The organism is Psychromarinibacter sp. S121 (assembly GCF_049801035.1).
Classification (GTDB): Bacteria; Pseudomonadota; Alphaproteobacteria; order Rhodobacterales; family Rhodobacteraceae; genus Psychromarinibacter.
In genome coordinates this window covers 784,141-800,009 of sequence record NZ_JBNAGE010000003.1, presented here as the reverse complement: position 1 = coordinate 800,009, position 15,869 = coordinate 784,141, and the positions used below count along the sequence as shown (strand labels likewise).

Annotated in this window: 18 protein-coding genes; 7 read left to right on the top strand and 11 right to left on the bottom strand. The window is 64.6% G+C overall.

The window, feature by feature from the left end; genetic code table 11:
- Positions 1–118 precede the first annotated feature (118 nt).
- Complete coding sequence (locus ACP156_RS17635; protein WP_425052669.1) at positions 119–859, top strand: hypothetical protein; 741 nt, start codon at positions 119–121, stop codon at positions 857–859.
- A 92-nt stretch (positions 860–951) separates the two neighbouring features.
- Here the strand turns inward: ACP156_RS17635 and ACP156_RS17630 are convergent, their stop codons facing one another.
- Complete coding sequence (locus ACP156_RS17630; protein WP_425052668.1) at positions 952–1,356, bottom strand: cell division protein ZapA; 405 nt, start codon at positions 1,354–1,356, stop codon at positions 952–954.
- Positions 1,349–1,837, bottom strand: a complete 489-nt coding sequence (locus ACP156_RS17625; protein ID WP_425052667.1) for a hypothetical protein — start codon at positions 1,835–1,837, stop codon at positions 1,349–1,351. The genes ACP156_RS17630 and ACP156_RS17625 overlap by 8 nt, the downstream gene beginning before the upstream one ends.
- 245 nt (positions 1,838–2,082) lie before the next feature.
- On the opposite strand from ACP156_RS17625, the gene tkt reads away from it, so the two are divergent.
- From tkt to ACP156_RS17605, 4 genes are all read left to right on the top strand, one after another.
- Positions 2,083–4,098, top strand: coding sequence for a transketolase (gene tkt / locus ACP156_RS17620; RefSeq protein ID WP_425052666.1), 2,016 nt, complete (start codon positions 2,083–2,085; stop codon positions 4,096–4,098).
- Between the two features lie 175 nt (positions 4,099–4,273).
- A complete protein-coding gene (locus ACP156_RS17615; protein WP_425052665.1) occupies positions 4,274–4,417 on the top strand; it encodes a hypothetical protein in 144 nt (47 codons plus the stop codon).
- Positions 4,418–4,528: 111 nt separating this feature from the next.
- Positions 4,529–5,530 (top strand): type I glyceraldehyde-3-phosphate dehydrogenase, encoded by a 1,002-nt coding sequence (gene gap / locus ACP156_RS17610; RefSeq protein ID WP_425052664.1) that lies wholly within the window; start codon positions 4,529–4,531, stop codon positions 5,528–5,530.
- A 204-nt stretch (positions 5,531–5,734) separates the two neighbouring features.
- The gene (locus ACP156_RS17605; protein WP_425052663.1) at positions 5,735–5,893 is read left to right on the top strand and encodes a hypothetical protein; all 159 of its coding nucleotides are present in this window, start codon (positions 5,735–5,737) and stop codon (positions 5,891–5,893) included.
- A 157-nt stretch (positions 5,894–6,050) separates the two neighbouring features.
- On the opposite strand, the gene ACP156_RS17600 is transcribed toward ACP156_RS17605, so the two are convergent.
- Positions 6,051–6,515 (bottom strand): MarR family winged helix-turn-helix transcriptional regulator, encoded by a 465-nt coding sequence (locus ACP156_RS17600; RefSeq protein WP_425052662.1) that lies wholly within the window; start codon positions 6,513–6,515, stop codon positions 6,051–6,053.
- Between the two features lie 112 nt (positions 6,516–6,627).
- On the opposite strand from ACP156_RS17600, the gene ACP156_RS17595 reads away from it, so the two are divergent.
- Entirely contained in the window at positions 6,628–7,074 is a 447-nt protein-coding gene (locus tag ACP156_RS17595) for a VOC family protein (RefSeq protein WP_425052661.1), read from the top strand.
- A 73-nt stretch (positions 7,075–7,147) separates the two neighbouring features.
- Here ACP156_RS17595 and ACP156_RS17590 read toward each other — a convergent pair whose 3' ends face one another.
- The 8 genes from ACP156_RS17590 to ACP156_RS17555 all read right to left on the bottom strand — a co-directional run bounded on the left by ACP156_RS17590 (position 7,148) and on the right by ACP156_RS17555 (position 13,960).
- Positions 7,148–8,443 carry a TRAP transporter large permease gene (locus ACP156_RS17590; RefSeq protein WP_425052660.1) on the bottom strand — a complete coding sequence of 432 codons (1,296 nt, stop codon included), beginning with the start codon at positions 8,441–8,443 and terminating at the stop codon, positions 7,148–7,150.
- Positions 8,443–9,000 (bottom strand): TRAP transporter small permease, encoded by a 558-nt coding sequence (locus tag ACP156_RS17585; RefSeq protein ID WP_425052659.1) that lies wholly within the window; start codon positions 8,998–9,000, stop codon positions 8,443–8,445. The genes ACP156_RS17590 and ACP156_RS17585 overlap by 1 nt, the downstream gene beginning before the upstream one ends.
- 225 nt (positions 9,001–9,225) lie before the next feature.
- Positions 9,226–10,221, bottom strand: coding sequence for a TRAP transporter substrate-binding protein DctP (gene dctP / locus ACP156_RS17580; protein WP_425052658.1), 996 nt, complete (start codon positions 10,219–10,221; stop codon positions 9,226–9,228).
- Positions 10,222–10,293: 72 nt separating this feature from the next.
- The gene (locus ACP156_RS17575) at positions 10,294–10,947 is read right to left on the bottom strand and encodes a GntR family transcriptional regulator (RefSeq protein ID WP_425052657.1); all 654 of its coding nucleotides are present in this window, start codon (positions 10,945–10,947) and stop codon (positions 10,294–10,296) included.
- Complete coding sequence (locus ACP156_RS17570; RefSeq protein ID WP_425052656.1) at positions 10,940–11,809, bottom strand: dihydrodipicolinate synthase family protein; 870 nt, start codon at positions 11,807–11,809, stop codon at positions 10,940–10,942. The genes ACP156_RS17575 and ACP156_RS17570 overlap by 8 nt, the downstream gene beginning before the upstream one ends.
- A gap of 143 nt (positions 11,810–11,952) precedes the next feature.
- Complete coding sequence (gene coaD, locus ACP156_RS17565) at positions 11,953–12,453, bottom strand: pantetheine-phosphate adenylyltransferase (protein WP_425052655.1); 501 nt, start codon at positions 12,451–12,453, stop codon at positions 11,953–11,955.
- Between the two features lie 101 nt (positions 12,454–12,554).
- Positions 12,555–12,989 (bottom strand): CBS domain-containing protein, encoded by a 435-nt coding sequence (locus tag ACP156_RS17560; RefSeq protein ID WP_425052654.1) that lies wholly within the window; start codon positions 12,987–12,989, stop codon positions 12,555–12,557.
- A 71-nt stretch (positions 12,990–13,060) separates the two neighbouring features.
- A complete protein-coding gene (locus tag ACP156_RS17555) occupies positions 13,061–13,960 on the bottom strand; it encodes a LysR family transcriptional regulator (protein WP_425052857.1) in 900 nt (299 codons plus the stop codon).
- A gap of 120 nt (positions 13,961–14,080) precedes the next feature.
- On the opposite strand from ACP156_RS17555, the gene ACP156_RS17550 reads away from it, so the two are divergent.
- Entirely contained in the window at positions 14,081–15,580 is a 1,500-nt protein-coding gene (locus ACP156_RS17550) for a CoA-acylating methylmalonate-semialdehyde dehydrogenase (protein ID WP_425052653.1), read from the top strand.
- Positions 15,581–15,869: the final 289 nt, after the last annotated feature.

Genomic DNA, 15,869 nt, shown 5'->3' with positions numbered 1-15,869 from the left:
CGTCAAACCTTGACGCATTGGCGTGAACGGGCCTCCTCTCGGGGCCCGTTTTACGTTACGTTAACACCTGTGCAGTAGACGAGCGTTAATGTTAACGGGCTCGCCCCAAGGTGGTGTTATGACGATTGGCTCGCTCATCATCGGAACGTTTCTTGTCCTCTCGGCGGTTGCGACGGCGCTTCTGCTTCTTGTCCTCATCGGCGCCCGCCGGCTGGAGGATCGAAGGGGATACCATCGGTTCGCTGAAGATCACGGCTGGACCTACGCCTTTCACCCGCCAGACGAACGGCACAGTTGCCGCCACGAATTCCACCATCCTGTCGAGGGGTGGCGCCTTACGTTGCAGGATCGGCCCGCGCCCCGGCACGGCGTGCGCGCGGGCTATCGGGCCGCGGGCGCCGGGCGTCCGGTCTGGCCGCGTGGCGGGCCCTGTGCTGAATTCGTCGATCCACGGCCGCTGATCCCTGTCGGGCTGGCCGTCCTTGGCCCGGCGCTGCCGGATGACAACGCGGCGGCGGACGACTCGTGGACCGAAGGGGCCGAAGACACGGGCCGCACGCTTCTAGAGCGGCTGGCCGGCAGCCTTGGGCGCGACCGCCACCTGCTGCGCAGCGTCGACGAACAGGACGGGCCCGGTCACCTGCTGGCGACGCCCGGCGCGGAAGGCGCGCTGGACAGTATCCGCCGCGCGCCGGAACTGGGTCTTGCGCAACACGGGCGGATCACGCCGCAGCCGGTCGTGATGCGGGGCGCGTTCGGTATGCGACTGCGGCTGGGCCGACCGCTGCATCGACCACAGGATATCGAAGAGTTCGTGAGCCTTGGCAAACGGCTAAGCGGAAATCTACGGGTCTGCTGAAGAACCGGACCGCCGTTCAACATGGCATCCACGGCCAGGGCGCGGCGCGAAACCTGCGCGCCCTGCCCTGATCGGCAAACCGGTCGCCCGGTTCAGCCCGCCATTTTCTGTTCGATCGTCGCGGCGATGTACTCGGCGCGGGTCGCAAGCGTGTCGAGTTCATCGGCCAGCCCTTCGGGCATCACCGGCACCTCGATCCGCATCGGTTCGGGCGCGGTGGGCGCCGGGGCGTCGCGCAGCTTCTGCACCTCGGCCTCTGCCGCCTTCACGCGTGCTTCCGCGGCCTTAAGCTGCTCTTCCATCCCGGCAGCCTTGTCCGCCAGCATCAGCCCCGCCATCAACAGCACCCGCGATTCCGGCAGGCGGCCGGACTGACCGGCCAGCACCTGCGCCTCGGTGTCCAGCATCTGGGCGGCGGCGTTCAGGTACTGCTCTTCGCCCTCCTGGCAGGCGACGGCGTAATCGCGGCCGCCGATCCGGATCGTGACTTCAGGCATCGTTTCTCTCCTCGAGCAGCGGCTTCAGCTCGCCAAGGATGGCGTCCATCTCGGCCCGGTCGCCATCGCGCGCCACGCGCAGGCCCTCGAGTTCCGACATCATCGCCTGGTTGATCAGGTGCGGCTCGGTCACGCCGTCTTCCGCCGCCTCGCGCAGCGCCTGGATCGACTGGCGCAGCTGCGTGTTGGTGCGCCGCATCCGCTGCGCCTGTATCTCGTAATCGGCAAGTTCCTGCTTCAGGCGGTCGACTTCGCCCTGCAGTTCGCGCTCGCGGCGGTCGACCTTGTCCTTCAGCGACTTCACACGCTCTTCAAGCTGCGCGCTCACTTCCTTCTCGGCGGCCAGCGCCTCGGTCACGCGCGTGTGCTCGTCGGGGTCCACCTCCGGCCCTGTCCGGGGCGTCGACAGACCCTCGACACCGGCGCCGATCCGCTCCAGCGCCTCGCTCAGGCGGCGCTGCAATTCGGTGATCTCTGACATCGACTGTTCCTGTCCTCGTCCTTCGTCCGCGCGGTCCCTGCGCCGCCCCCTCCCGAATCAAGCGCCGCCACGTCTTGACGCAATTCTAGCGGCGCGTTTCCCGAAATGCTGCCCCCCTTTTCCCGCCAAGGGTTTACAAGGCGCGCTTGAACCGCGGACGCAAGAGCATTTTCGCGGTCGCTTGCACTTGCGCGCGACGCTGGTATCACGCGCGCAACCGTTCTGACGCAGAAGGAAGCGCCTTCATGGAAATCTCGGATCTCAAGGCCAACCACGCCGAGCACTGGAAAAAGGCCTGCGCCATCCGCGCGCTGGCCATGGATGCCGTCGCCGCCGCCAATTCCGGCCACTCCGGCATGCCGATGGGCATGGCCGATATCGCGACGGTGCTGTTCGAAAAGCACCTGAAGTTCGACGCCGCCGCCCCCGGCTGGCCCGACCGCGACCGGTTCATCGTGTCGAACGGCCACGGCTCGATGCTGCTGTATGCGCTGCTGTACCTGACCGGGTCGCCCGAGATCACGCTGGACGAGATCAAGAACTTCCGCCAGATGGGCGCCAAGACCGCCGGCCACCCGGAAAACACCGAGGCCGTGGGCATCGAAGTGACCACCGGCCCGCTGGGTCAGGGCATCTCGAACTCGGTGGGCTTCGCCATCGCCGAGGAAGTGCAGCGCGCCCGCTACGGCAAGAAGATCGTCGACCACTTCACCTATGTCTTCGCCGGTGACGGCTGCCTGATGGAAGGCATCAGCCAGGAAGCCATCGGTCTGGCCGGCCGCAACAAGCTGGGCAAGCTGATCGTGCTGTTCGACGACAACTCGATCACCATCGACGGCAAGGTCGACCTGGCCGACATCACCGACCAGCCCGCCCGCTTCAAGGCGTCCGGCTGGCACGTGCAGGAAATCGACGGCCACGACCCCGAGGCGATCGACGCCGCCATCGAGGCTGCGAAGAAGTCGTCCAAACCGTCGCTGATCGCCTGCAAGACGCATATCGCGCTTGGCTCGTCCGCGCAGGACACCGCCAAGGGCCACGGCGCGCTGACCGACGCGCAGTTGATCGCCGACACCAAGGCCGCCTACGGCTGGGATCACGGCCCGTTCGAGATTCCGGCGGACGTGAAATCCGCTTGGGAAGCCATCGGGTCGCGCGGCCAGTCCGAGCACGCCGCTTGGAAGGACCGCTTTGCCGAGCTGTCTGACGGCAAGCAGGCACAGTTCAACCGCGAGTTGTCCGGCGAGACGCCGAAGAAACTCGCCTCGGCCATCCGCAAGTTCAAGAAGGACATGTCGGAAGAGCAGCCCAAGCTTGCCACCCGCGCCGCGTCGCAGAAGGTTCTGGCCGTCATCAACCCGATCCTGCCCGAGACCATCGGCGGCTCGGCGGACCTGACGGGGTCCAACAACACCGACACGCCGGATCTGGGCCTGTTCGGCCCCGACAACCGCAAGGGCCGTTACATCCACTACGGCATTCGTGAACACGGCATGGCCGCCGCGATGAACGGCATGGCGCTGCATGGCGGCGTGAAGCCCTATGGCGGCACGTTCTTCTGCTTCACCGACTATGCCCGCCCCGCGATGCGCCTGTCGGCCCTGTCGCAGATCGGCGTGACCTACGTGATGACCCATGACTCGATCGGTCTTGGCGAAGACGGCCCGACGCACCAGCCCGTCGAGCACCTCGCCATGCTGCGCGCGACGCCGAACATGCTGGTGCTGCGCCCCGCCGACATCATCGAGACCGCCGAGGCGTGGGAAATCGCGATGAACCGCCACGACGGCCCGACCACGCTGGTTCTGACCCGCCAAGGCCTGCCGACCGTCCGTGTCGAGCACAAGACGAAGAACCTCACCGAACAGGGCGCCTATGTCCTTGCGGAAGCCGAGGGCAAGCGTCAGGCGATCCTGCTGGCCACCGGCTCGGAAGTGTCGGTCGCTCTGGCCGCGCGCGAGAAGCTGCAAGCCGAGGGGATCGGCACCCGCGTGGTGTCCATGCCGTCGTGGGAGCTGTTCTCGCAGCAGGACGAAAGCTATCGCAAGCGCGTCCTGCCTGCCGGTCCGGTCCGTGTCGCCATCGAGGCGGGTGTCCGTCTTGGCTGGGACAAGTGGCTGCTGGGCGAGCGCGGGCGCGAGGCGAAGGCCGGTTTCGTCGGCATGTCGTCCTTTGGCGCGTCTGCCCCGGCGGGTGAATTGTTCGAAAAGTTCGGCATCACCCCGGACAACACCGTGGCGACCGTGAAGGGCCTGCTGTAAGCACCCCAGTCCAACGCTGCGAACGGCCCGCCCCCTGGCGGGCCGTTTTCGTTTCACCTGCGGCGCTTGGCACACGCTTCTTCGCAACCTGCCCGCTGCGTGATGGACTTCGCCGGTGGTTCCGCCCTATCACCGCGACAGTGCCCGTGACGACCCGCCGGAGGAGCGGCGACAGTTGACCAATACCATCGCCATTATCCTTGCCCTGCTTCTCGTCGCCTTCTTCGCCTATGACGGATGGCAGATGGACTGGGCGATGACGGTGTTTCTGGGCCGCAAGGGGCTGGAATTCATCGAATGGCTCGCCTTCTGGCGCTAACAGTTTCCCCGCCCCGGTTGACCTTTGGCGCAAAAAGCCATTCAAAACCGTTGACGCTCGCCGCCCTGTCGGCAAGCCGCGTGTCCACGGAAACCGGAAGGAGATCCCAGAATGGCCGTGAAAGTTGCAATCAACGGATTTGGTCGTATCGGGCGCAACGTGCTGCGCGCCATCATCGAGTCGGGCCGTACCGATATCGAGGTCGTGGCGATCAACGATCTCGGCCCGGTCGAGACCAACGCGCACCTTCTTCGCTATGACAGCGTGCATGGCCGGTTCCCGGCCACCGTGACCACCAGCGAGGACTCCATCGACGTGGGCCGCGGCCCGATCAAGGTGACCGCGATCCGCAACCCGGCTGAACTGCCGTGGGGCGACGTGGACATCATCATGGAGTGCACCGGCATCTTCACCTCGAAAGAGAAGTGCCAGCCCCACCTCGAGACCGGCGCAAAGCGCGTGCTGATCTCCGCCCCCGGCACCAACGCCGACAAGACCATCGTGTTCGGCGTGAACCACGACCAGCTGACCTCGGACGACATCATCGTGTCGAACGCGTCCTGCACCACCAACTGCCTGTCGCCGGTGGCCAAGGTGCTGAACGACGAGATCGGCATCGTGAAGGGTTTCATGACCACGATCCACAGCTACACCGGCGACCAGCCGACGCTGGACACGATGCACAAGGACCTTTACCGCGCCCGTGCCGCCGCGCTGTCGATGATCCCGACCTCGACCGGCGCCGCCAAGGCCGTGGGCCTGGTGCTGCCGGAACTGAACGGCAAGCTGGACGGTGTCGCCATCCGCGTGCCGACGCCGAACGTTTCGGTCGTCGACCTGACCTTTGAAGCCGCGCGCGAGACTTCGGTGGAAGAGATCAACGACAAGATCCGTGCCGCCGCCGACGGCCCGCTGAAGGGCATTCTGGGCTACACCGACGAGCCGCTCGTCTCGACCGACTTCAACCACGACCCGCATTCCTCGGTGTTCCACACCGATCAGACCAAGGTCATGGAAGGTACGATGTGCCGCATCCTGACGTGGTACGACAACGAGTGGGGCTTCTCGAACCGCATGAGCGACACCGCCGTTGCGATGGGCAAACTCATCTGACGCAGCGTCAGCGCATAGCTGTTTCAGGGGCGCCGGATCACCTCCGGCGCCCTTTTTCTTTGTTAACAGACGATTAGTCGAATTTTAGCGGCTTTTGCTGCGTTGCAGAAAATGCATAGCGAAACTGCACAAACGCCGGATTGTGCGGCGCTAACACCGGGTCCAAATAGGGGTCATCGAAAACACGAAACCTTGGAGACGGAAATGACCTTCCTCGACAACTTCCGCGCCGCCCGCGAAAAGCGCAAGCTCTACAACCGCACCGTGGCCGAAATCGAATCCCTGCCGCGCGACGTGGCTCTGGACCTCGGCATCTTCCCGGAAGACGCCCGCCGCATCGCTCGCGAAGCCGTCTACGGCTAATAGATTGCCAGGTGGCGGGAGAACCCCGGCACTTCGGATGACGACCGAGCATTGGTAACGGGTCCGCCTCAGGGCCCGTACCCTCTGATCCCCCGGGCCGCAAAGCGGACGGATGGATCAGGACCTTCCAGAAATACGGTACGTTGCAAGCCGCACGTCAGGCGCCATCCGCGCCCGTGCGGCTTATGGCGTTCAGATCCTGCCGCAGGTGTTCCACCTTGTCAGGCGACGCCAGCATGGCGTCGACGTCCTCGTGCGTGGCGCGCCAGACCGGCAGCGCCTGCGCCAGCACCGCCTCGCCCTCGGCGCTTAGCAACAGGCGCCGGCTGCGGGCGTCCTTCTCGTCCGGCTTCATCACCACCAGTCCGCGCCGTGTCAGCGGCTTCAGCGCCGCCGTCAGCGTGGTGCGGTCCATCGCCAGCAGGTCGACGAGATCCGAGATCCGCGGCGGCTCGGGCCGGTTCAAGGACATCAGCAACGAGAACTGGCCGTTGGTCAGGCCGAAGGGCCGCAGCGCCTCGTCAAAACGGCGCGCCAATGCCCGCGCCGCGCGCTGGACGTGCAGGCACAGACAGCGGTCCCGCACCTCTAGGGTGGCGGTGTATGGCAGGTCTTCTCTCATTCGCGCACCATACGTTGACATCAACCATATCTTCAACCACGCTCCCCCTCGCGAATGCCATTAACCTTCTTTCCGTGGCGGAATGCCGCGGAATCATGCGGGGAAATCCGATATGACCACACTTTCCATGGAAGAATTGATGCGTGGGCCGATGCCCTACCTTGTACTCGACAAGGCGATGGACGCGGTCGCGTTCTACGAAAGGGCCTTTGGCGCCGAAGTCGTGGGCGAGCCCGCGGTGGACGACAAGGGTCAGGTAATGAACGTCATGGTCAGGATCAACGACGGCATCCTGATGATGAACGACTACATGCCCGAGATGGGTCCGAAGCCGTCGATGAGCGGTCCGGCCTGCACGATGCAGCTTGTCGTGGACGACGGTCAGGCGTGGTGGGACCGCGCGGTTGCCGCCGGCTGCGAGGTGTCGATGCCCTTCGCGAAGCAGTTCTGGGGCGACACCTATGGCCGCCTGACGGACCCGTTTGGCTGGGACTGGGCGATCCTTGAGCCGTCCGCCGAAAGCCGCGCCAAATCAGCAGAGATCGCCGCCGCGAAGTAAGCCGAAGCGCCGCAACGAAGAAGGCCCGCCCCCATAAGGGACGGGCCTTTCCATTCGCAAGGATGCCTGCGCTCTACCCCGCGTAGCCGAACATCCGCGGCAGCCACAGCACGATCCCGGGGAACAGGATCATCGCCGCCAGCGCCGCAAGCAGCACGAAGAGGAACAGCCAGATCTCGCGGATGATTTCGGTCAGCGGAATGCGCGTCACCGCGTTGATGACGAACAGCAGCACGCCGTAGGGCGGCGTGATCAGGCCGATCATGCAGTTCACCACCGCCACCACACCGAAGTGGACAAGGTCGATCCCCAGTTCGCGACAGGCCGGCAGGAACAGCGGGATGATCACAAGGATGATCGTGGTCGCGTCCAGCAGACAGCCCAGCAGCAGCAACAGCACGTTCACCCCCAGCAGGAACACCAGCGGGTGAACGTCCAGACCGACCATGTGCTCGGCCAGCATGCTGGGGATGTTCTCGGACGCCACGATGTAGTTCAAGATCAGCGCCCCGCCGATCACCAGACCGATGGCGGCAGAGGACCGCGCGGACTCGATCAGGATCTGCCCCAGCGCCTTGAAGCTGAGCGAACGGTAGAAGACGCCCGCCAGCACCAGCGCATAAAAGGCCGCGACCGCTGCCGCCTCGGTCGGCGTGGTGACGCCGCCATAGATGCCGTACAGCAGGATCGCCGGCATCAGCAGCGCCGGGAAGGCCCGCACCGTCAGACGCGGCAATTCGGCCAGCGGCACCGGTTCGTCCAGCGCGAAGTCACGCCGCCACGAGATCCACCAGTTCACCGCCATCAGCACGACGCCCATCAGAAGGCCCGGGAAGATGCCGCCAAGGAAGAGGTAGCCGATCGAGGTGTTGGACACGAGCGCGTACAGCACCATCGGGATCGAGGGCGGGATGATCGGGCCGATGGTGGCCGAGGCCGCCGTGATCGCGGCGGCATAGCCCCGCGTGTAGTGGCCGGTCTTGGTCATCATCTCGATGATGATCTTGCCGATGCCCGCGGCATCCGCCACGGCCGAGCCAGACATACCCGAGAAGATCAGCGAGGCCACCACGTTCACGTGGCCCATGCCGCCCCGGAACCGGCCCACCAGCGCGATACAGAAGCGCAGAAGTCGGTCGCTGATCGTGCCCGCGTTCATGATGCCTGCGGCGACGATGAACAGCGGCACGGCCAGCAGGATGAAGCTTTGATACAGCCCGTCCATCAGCACCTTGCCTGCCACGCCAATGCTCTCTCCGGCGGCGAACAGGTAGACGATCGAGGACACGAGGATCGCATAGGCGATCGGAATCCCGATGCCTGCAAGGAAGAACAGCGCGCCGAGGCAAAGAAGGAATTCGAGGGTCATTATTCCTGTCCCTCCGGCAGGTGCGTTTCGACCTCGGGCGCCTTGCGGAACGCCCGATACACATACCAGGCGTAGCGCACCGAAACGGCGACGAGGAACAGGATGTAGACGGCGTAGATGTGGCGCATGCGGATCCAGTCGCCAAACAGCTGCGACAGGGTCGCGGTGCGTTTCAGGCGCAGGATGGCGAAGCGGTCCCAAGTGGGTTCGATCGACAGCACCAGCGCCACGCAGACCGCCAGCCCGCCGATGATGGCGAAGGCGCGGCGCACGTTCGGGCGCACGGTGTTGTAGATGATGTCAAAGGTCACGTGGTCGCGGTCGCGCACCACGAAGGCGTTGCCGAAGAAGATCAGCATGACCCACATCAACAGGCAGAATTCCAGCGTCCAGCCATAGTTGGACGGCGCGAGAAACGGAAAGGTCTCTGGCACCCACGACAGCCGCGCGGAATAGCGGATGACGATCTGAAGGATGAAGGTCGCGAACATCGCCGCCATCATCAGGCCGGCAATGCCGTCCGCCAGGCGGCGCAGGATGTGCAGGGTCTGGCGCATCGTGCAGGTCTCTCTCGGCTGTCTGGCCGCGGCTCGCCCGGGCCAGAGTGGTGGCCTCATAGCGGAAGCGGTCAGGGTTGTCCCTTCCCTTTTTTCAGGGCGGGAAAGCGGGGGCGGCGTCGCGCCCCCGCTCCGTCTGGCAGGGATAGGCTGCGGGGTGATCCCGTTCAGGTTTTAGCGCTATCACCAATGGCATCAAGCGCTTGCACCCCGCAATTCACCAGATCACTCGCCGAGGGCGTTGATCTTCTCCAGCACGCCTTCCGGCCAGGACTCGGCGTACTGGCTGCCGACGTACTGTTCCTGCACGTGGGTGCGGAAGGCTTCGAGATCGGGTTCGTAGATCTCAAGCCCCTGCTCCTCGAGGAAGGACACGAGGTCGGCTTCCTTCTGAAGCTGCACTTCACGGGCGGCGTCGGCCGCGGCCACGGCGGCGGCCTCGACGGCTTCCTGCTGCTCGGGGGTCATCTCGTCCCAGACCGCCTTGGAGAAGGCGATGTAGTTCAGGTCCACGAGGTGCGCGGTCAGGGCGATCTGGTTCGTCACTTCGTAGAACTTCGAGTCGACCACGGTCGGCAGCGGGTTGTCCTGCCCGTCGACCGAGCCGGTCTGCAGGGCGGTGTAGACCTCGGTGAAGGCCATCGGCGTCGGGTTCGCACCCAGTGCCGCGCCCAGGAACTGCCACGCGTCGGTGCCCGGCATCCGCAGGTTCACACCGGCCAGATCCTCGGGGGTCATGACGGTCAGCTCATCCTTGGTCTGGCGCAGGTTCACGTGGCGCTTGCCAAGATACATGACGGCCAGCAGCTTGACGCCCAGCTCATCCTCGACCTTCTGCTTGAACGGCTCCATCAGTTCGTCGTTGAACACCGCAACCTGGTGGTCGGCGGACTGGTGGACATAGCCGGTCGCGAAGATCGAGAACTCGGGGAAGAACGTCGCCAGCTCCTGCGCCGAAGCGATGGACATTTCGAGGTCGCCGGTGGCGATGGCTTCCAGTTCAGAGCCCTGCGCGATCAGCGAGGCGTTGTAGTGCGGCTGGTAGTCCGCGAACTCGGACACGGCCGGGCCGAAGACCTCGGCCAGCGAGATCGAGCGCTGGTCGGTTTCCGATGCCGGGGTCGACAGGCGCAGGGTGACTTTGTCCTGTGCGACGGCCGGCATGGCCAGGGCAACGGCGGTAAGCGCGGCGAACGCGCGGCGAGTGATCTTAAGGGACATGGGTTCTCCTCCTCTTCTCCCTTGTGCGGCCGGTGCAAGCCCCGGTCCGCTTCTTCCTGCGGGCTCAAGCGTCTAAAGGCTTAATGCCCGCCGTTTCGCGCTGTCGATATGCGCATGGATTGCCGACACCGTGCGGGCCCGGTTCCGGGCCTGCAGGGCATAGATGACGGCCAGATGCTCATCGAGCACCGAAACCACCAGCTCGGGCAGCATCCGGGTGTCGGCATTCCGGATCAGCCGTATCTTTATTGCGTTTACGCGGTGGACGTTCGAGATCAATTCGTTGCCCAGCGCGTCGATGACGTGGTCGTGAAAGGCCCAGTCCATGTGCTGCGCCCGCGCCAGAAGCTCGGCGTCGACGCCCTTCAGCGCCTCTTCGCGGATCGAGCGGTGGTCTTCGACCATCTTCTCGATCTCGTCGTCGCTGCCTTCTTCGCAGAAGCGTTCGAAGGCTTCGCGTTCGATGATCCGGCGCAGCTGGAACGCGTTGCGGATCAGGTTCAGGTCGATGCTCAGAACCTTCAGGCCGCGCTTGGGGACGGTCTCGATCAGACCGTCCGCCTCCAGCCGCGGGATCATCTCGCGGATCGCGCCAAGCGGCATCCCGGTCAGCGCCACCAGTTCCCGCTGCGAAACGATCTGGCCGGGTTCGATGTCCCGGTCCAGAAGCTTCCGCGTGAAGCTGGTATAGGCGTGGTCCCGAAGATGCGGCTCGGCGTTAGCCATCGACCGGCTCCGCTGCGACGGCCTTCAGCAGTCCGTCCGCCTGCTCTGCGGTCAAGGGCTCCAGCGGCGCGCGCAGCCGGCCCCAGGCGGGGTCGCCGGTTTCCTTGGCCATCAGCGCCTTCAGCGCGGGCATCACCGGAAGCGACACGATCGCGGTGATGATCCGGTTCAGGTCGGCGTCTTCCTCGGCGGTCTCGAAGATGCGGACCATGCGTTCCGGGTACAGGTTCGAGCAACCGCAGATCGAACCGACGCCGCCCAGCGCCACGGCGCGGTGCAGCAGACGCTCGTCGCCCACCAGAACCGGAAGGCCCTCGACGGCAAGGAAGCCCTCGGTCGTCGGCCAGTTGGCCGAGCTGTCCTTCACCGCGCGGATGCGGGTGGGATAGGCTTTCAGCAGGCGGCCCACCAAGGCGGCGGACAGCGGCACGTTGGTGACCTGCGGGATGTGGTACAGGATGATGTTCGCGTCCGCATCGGTCGCTTCGATCAGTTCCGAGAACCACGCGAACAGCCCGTCGTCCGAGGTCTGCGGGAAGTAGAACGGCGGCGGCACAAGGAAATTGCGGATGCCGGCAGAATAGCCCTGCTTGATCTGCGCGACGCCGTCGGCGACCGAGTTGGCATAGATGCCCAGCGTGACGACATCGGCGGGAACGCCGGCGTCCAGCACGGCGGTCAGGCCCTGCGCACGTTCCTGGGCGTTGATCGAGGGACCCTCCCCCGTGGTGCCGTACAGCGTGACACCGTGCACGCCGGCCTTCAGCAGCTTCACGGCATGCGCCGCAAGCTTGCCGGCGTCAAGCGCACCTGCATCGTCGAACGGCGACAGCATCGCCACCGAGATTCCGATCTTGGACATGAGTTCCTCCTGGCACGGCAGATTCGGCGCCGCGTCTGGTCGGTATAGAGGTCTCTATCGGGCCATTTCAACTGACATGTTAGCGTGTTGTCAGAAAATTTATTGGCAGCCGGATTCGCGCCTTGCGTTATTTTCCTTCCGGATCAGCGCGTTGCGCTATTGAGCCGAGCGTATAGCGCGTCGCGCACAGCCGGGGTCACAAACTTGGATACATCGCCATCGAGGCGCGCGATTTCCTTCACCAGCTTCGATGCGATGGCCTGATATCTGGCTTCTGCCATCAGGAACATCGTCTCGACACTGTCATCCAGCGCCCGGTTCATGCCGACCATCTGGTATTCGTACTCGAAATCCGAAACTGCCCTGAGACCCCGGATGATGACCGACGCACCCACGTCCCCGGCGCAGTCGATCAGCAGGTTCTCGAACGGGTGGACCACGATATCCGAGCCATTCGCGCGCAGCACCTCGGCCTCGCGCTCGATCATCGCCACCCGTTCATCCAGCGAGAACAGCGGGCCCTTGTCGCGGTTGATCGCCACGCCGATCACCAGCCGGTCGACCAATTTGGCCGCGCGCTGGATGATGTCGATATGCCCCAGCGTGAGCGGGTCGAAGGTTCCGGCGTACAAACCGATGCGCATTCAGGTTCCCCCCTTGATCCGCGCGCACGCAACAATATTGCGCGCGGTTTTGCAAGAGGGCGCGCGCAGGCGCCGGACATGTAACGAAACCGATGGGACGCCTAGTGCCCCATGATCATGCCTTCCAGCGCTTCCTTCTCCATCGACAGTTCGGACAGGCGCGCCTTGACCACGTCGCCGATCGAGATCAGCCCGATCATCTTCTCGCCGTCCATCACTGGCATATGGCGGAAGCGTCCGTCGGTCATCTTGGCAAGGACACCGTCAGTGGTTTCCGCGCCGGTGCAGGTTACCAGTTTGCTGGTCATCATCTGCTCTGTCTTGTCGTCCAGACAGGCCGTGCCGCGCTTCCCCAGTTCCCGCACGATGTCGCGCTCGGACAGGATGCCAAGCGGCACCTCGCCATCGGACGACACCACCAAGGCGCCGATCTTCATCTGCGACATCGTCTCGGCCGCTTTCGAGACAGGTGTCTCGGGCGGGATAGTGAACACCTCTGAAGAGTGTTTGGATTGAAGGATCTGGTGCACCAGCATGAACGGCTCCTCCCGAACGCAAGGCTACTCTGGACTGCTCTTCCCCAGCGTCACGAACCGGGCGGCACCTGTCAAGCTGCACTGTCCTCCAGCCGCGCGACCTCTGCGCGCAGTCCGGCCACCACCGCCTCTGCCACGCGGTTCAGCCGTTCGACGCGGCGGTCGTCGGGATGGCGGATCAGGTAGAAGCTGCGCGTCAGCCCGAAACTGCCGGTCAGCACCTTCCGCAGACCCGGTGCGAAGGGCAGCGCGAAATCGTGCACGATGCCGATTCCCCCGCCCTGCCGGATCATGTGAAGCTGCACCACAACGGAATTCGAAGCCATTGCGACCCGGTCGATCCCGGCCTCGGCAAGGTAGTCGAGCTCTTTGTCGTAGATCATGTCCGGGATATATCCGATCACCCGATGCGCCTGCAGATCGCGCAGTTGCCCAAGCGGCGGACAGTCCCCCAGATACTCGGACGAGGCGGCAAGATGCAGCCGGTAGTCAGTGATCTTCTGCACCGTCAGCCGACCAGTGGCCGGCGCGCTGACGGTGATCGCCATATCCGCCTCGCGTTTTGACAGGTTCACGACACGCGGAAGCGCAACAATCTGCACATCCAACAGGGGATTGTTTCGCGAAAGCTCTGCGCACACCTGCGGCAGCAGGAAATTGGCGCAGCCGTCCGGCGCGCCGATCCGAACCTGCCCCGTCAGTTGCCCGGCCTGCCCGCCGATCTCTTCCACCGCGCCGGTCACCGCCTGCTCGGCCCGCTCGGCGTGGTCCAACAGCCGCTGTCCGTCTACGGTCAGCGCATAGCCCTGCGGCGACTTCGCGAACAGCGGCGCGCCCACGCCTTCCTCCAGTCGCTGCATCCGCCGTCCCACCGTGGCGGGGTCGATGCGAAGCTGCCGCCCTGCCCCGCTCAGGCTTTCCGACCGTGCCACCGCAAGAAAGACGCGCAGATCGTCCCAGTGAATATCCATCGCCATACCTGCATTTCTGCAAAACGCTTTTGGCATACTCCCCCTTTTCGCGGGTTTTCTGCAAGACTAAGGTCCGCGCGACGAAAAGCGGGCCGTGCGCCCCTACCTGGAGGAGACGACATGCAGGAACTCACCCACTGGATCGACGGCAAGCACGTGAAAGGCACATCCGGCCGCTTCACCGACGTCTACAACCCCGCCACGGGCGAGGTTCAGGCCAAGGTCCCGCTGGCGACCGTCGAGGAAATGAACGATGCCGTCGCCCGGGCCGCCGAGGCGCAGGTGAAATGGGGCGACACCAACCCGCAGCGCCGCGCGCGGGTGATGATGAAGTTCGGCGCTCTGATCAACGAACACATGGACGAGCTGGCCGAGCTGGTCAGCCGCGAGCACGGCAAGACCCTGCCCGACGGGCGCGGCGACGTGCAGCGCGGGCTGGAAGTGGTCGAGGTCTGCATGGGCGGGCCGTCGCTGCTGAAGGGCGAGTTCACCGACGCGGGCGGCCCGGGCATCGACCTCTACTCGATGCGTCAGCCGCTGGGCGTCGTTGCGGGCATCACGCCCTTCAACTTCCCCGCGATGATCCCGCTGTGGAAGATGGCCCCGGCCCTGACCTGCGGCAACGCGATGATCCTGAAGCCGTCCGAGCGCTGCCCCTCGACCGCGCTGCGGCTTGCAGAGCTGCTGCAAGAGGCCGGGCTGCCCGATGGGGTGCTGCAGGTGGTCAACGGTGACAAGGAAGCCGTGGACGCGATCCTCGACAACGAGACCATCGCGGGCGTTGGCTTTGTCGGCTCGACCCCGATCGCGCAGTACATCTATGGCCGCGCCGCCAGCAACGGCAAACGCGCCCAGTGCTTCGGCGGCGCCAAGAACCACATGATCATCATGCCCGATGCCGACATGGACAAGGCGGCGGACGCGCTGGTCGGCGCCGGTTTCGGCGCGGCGGGCGAACGCTGCATGGCGATTTCGGTCGCCGTGCCGGTGGGTCAGAAGACCGCCGACACGCTGATCGAGAAACTGCTGCCGCGCATCGAGAAGCTGAAGGTCGGCCCCTACACCGCCGGCGAGGACGTGGACTATGGCCCCGTCATCACCCAGCAGGCCAAGCAGCGCATTCTGGGCCTGATCGACTCGGGCGTCGAGCAAGGCGCGAACCTCGTGGTGGACGGCCGCGACTTCTCGCTTCAGGGGTACGAGAACGGCTATTTCGTCGGCCCGTCGCTGTTCGACAACGTCACGCCGGACATGGACATCTACAAGGAAGAGATCTTCGGCCCGGTCCTCAGCCAGGTGCGGACCGAGAACTACGAGGACGCGCTGAAGCTGACCATGGACAACCCCTATGGCAACGGCACCGCGATCTTCACCGCCGACGGCGACACCGCGCGCGACTTCGCGCACCGGGTCAACGTGGGCATGGTGGGCATCAACTTCCCGATCCCGGTCCCTCTGTCCTACCACACCTTCGGCGGCTGGAAGAAATCGGCCTTCGGCGACCTGAACCAGTACGGCCCCGACGCCTTCCGGTTCTACACCAAGACGAAGACTGTGACCGCGCGCTGGTTCTCGGGCATTAAGGAAGGCGGCGAATTCAACTTCAAAGCCATGGAGTAAGGTCTCTTTAAATGTTAAGAGATGCGTCACCCGGTCGTTTCCGCCGGGTGATGCTGCTTCTGCCAGGGCAACTGCCATGCCTGTCACATACAAGATCTACAAAGATCTCGGTCTCGTTCATGTCCGTTATTCGGGCTTTGGACTGCTTGACGAGAGTTTCGAGGCGATCGAGCGTTATCTGCGCGATCCGGGCTATCGGCCCGGGCAGAAACAACTTGTCGATATGTCCGAGCTGACCGGATACGAGCGTGACTATACGCGTCTGTTCGAGATGCAGGCGCTTAAGGCC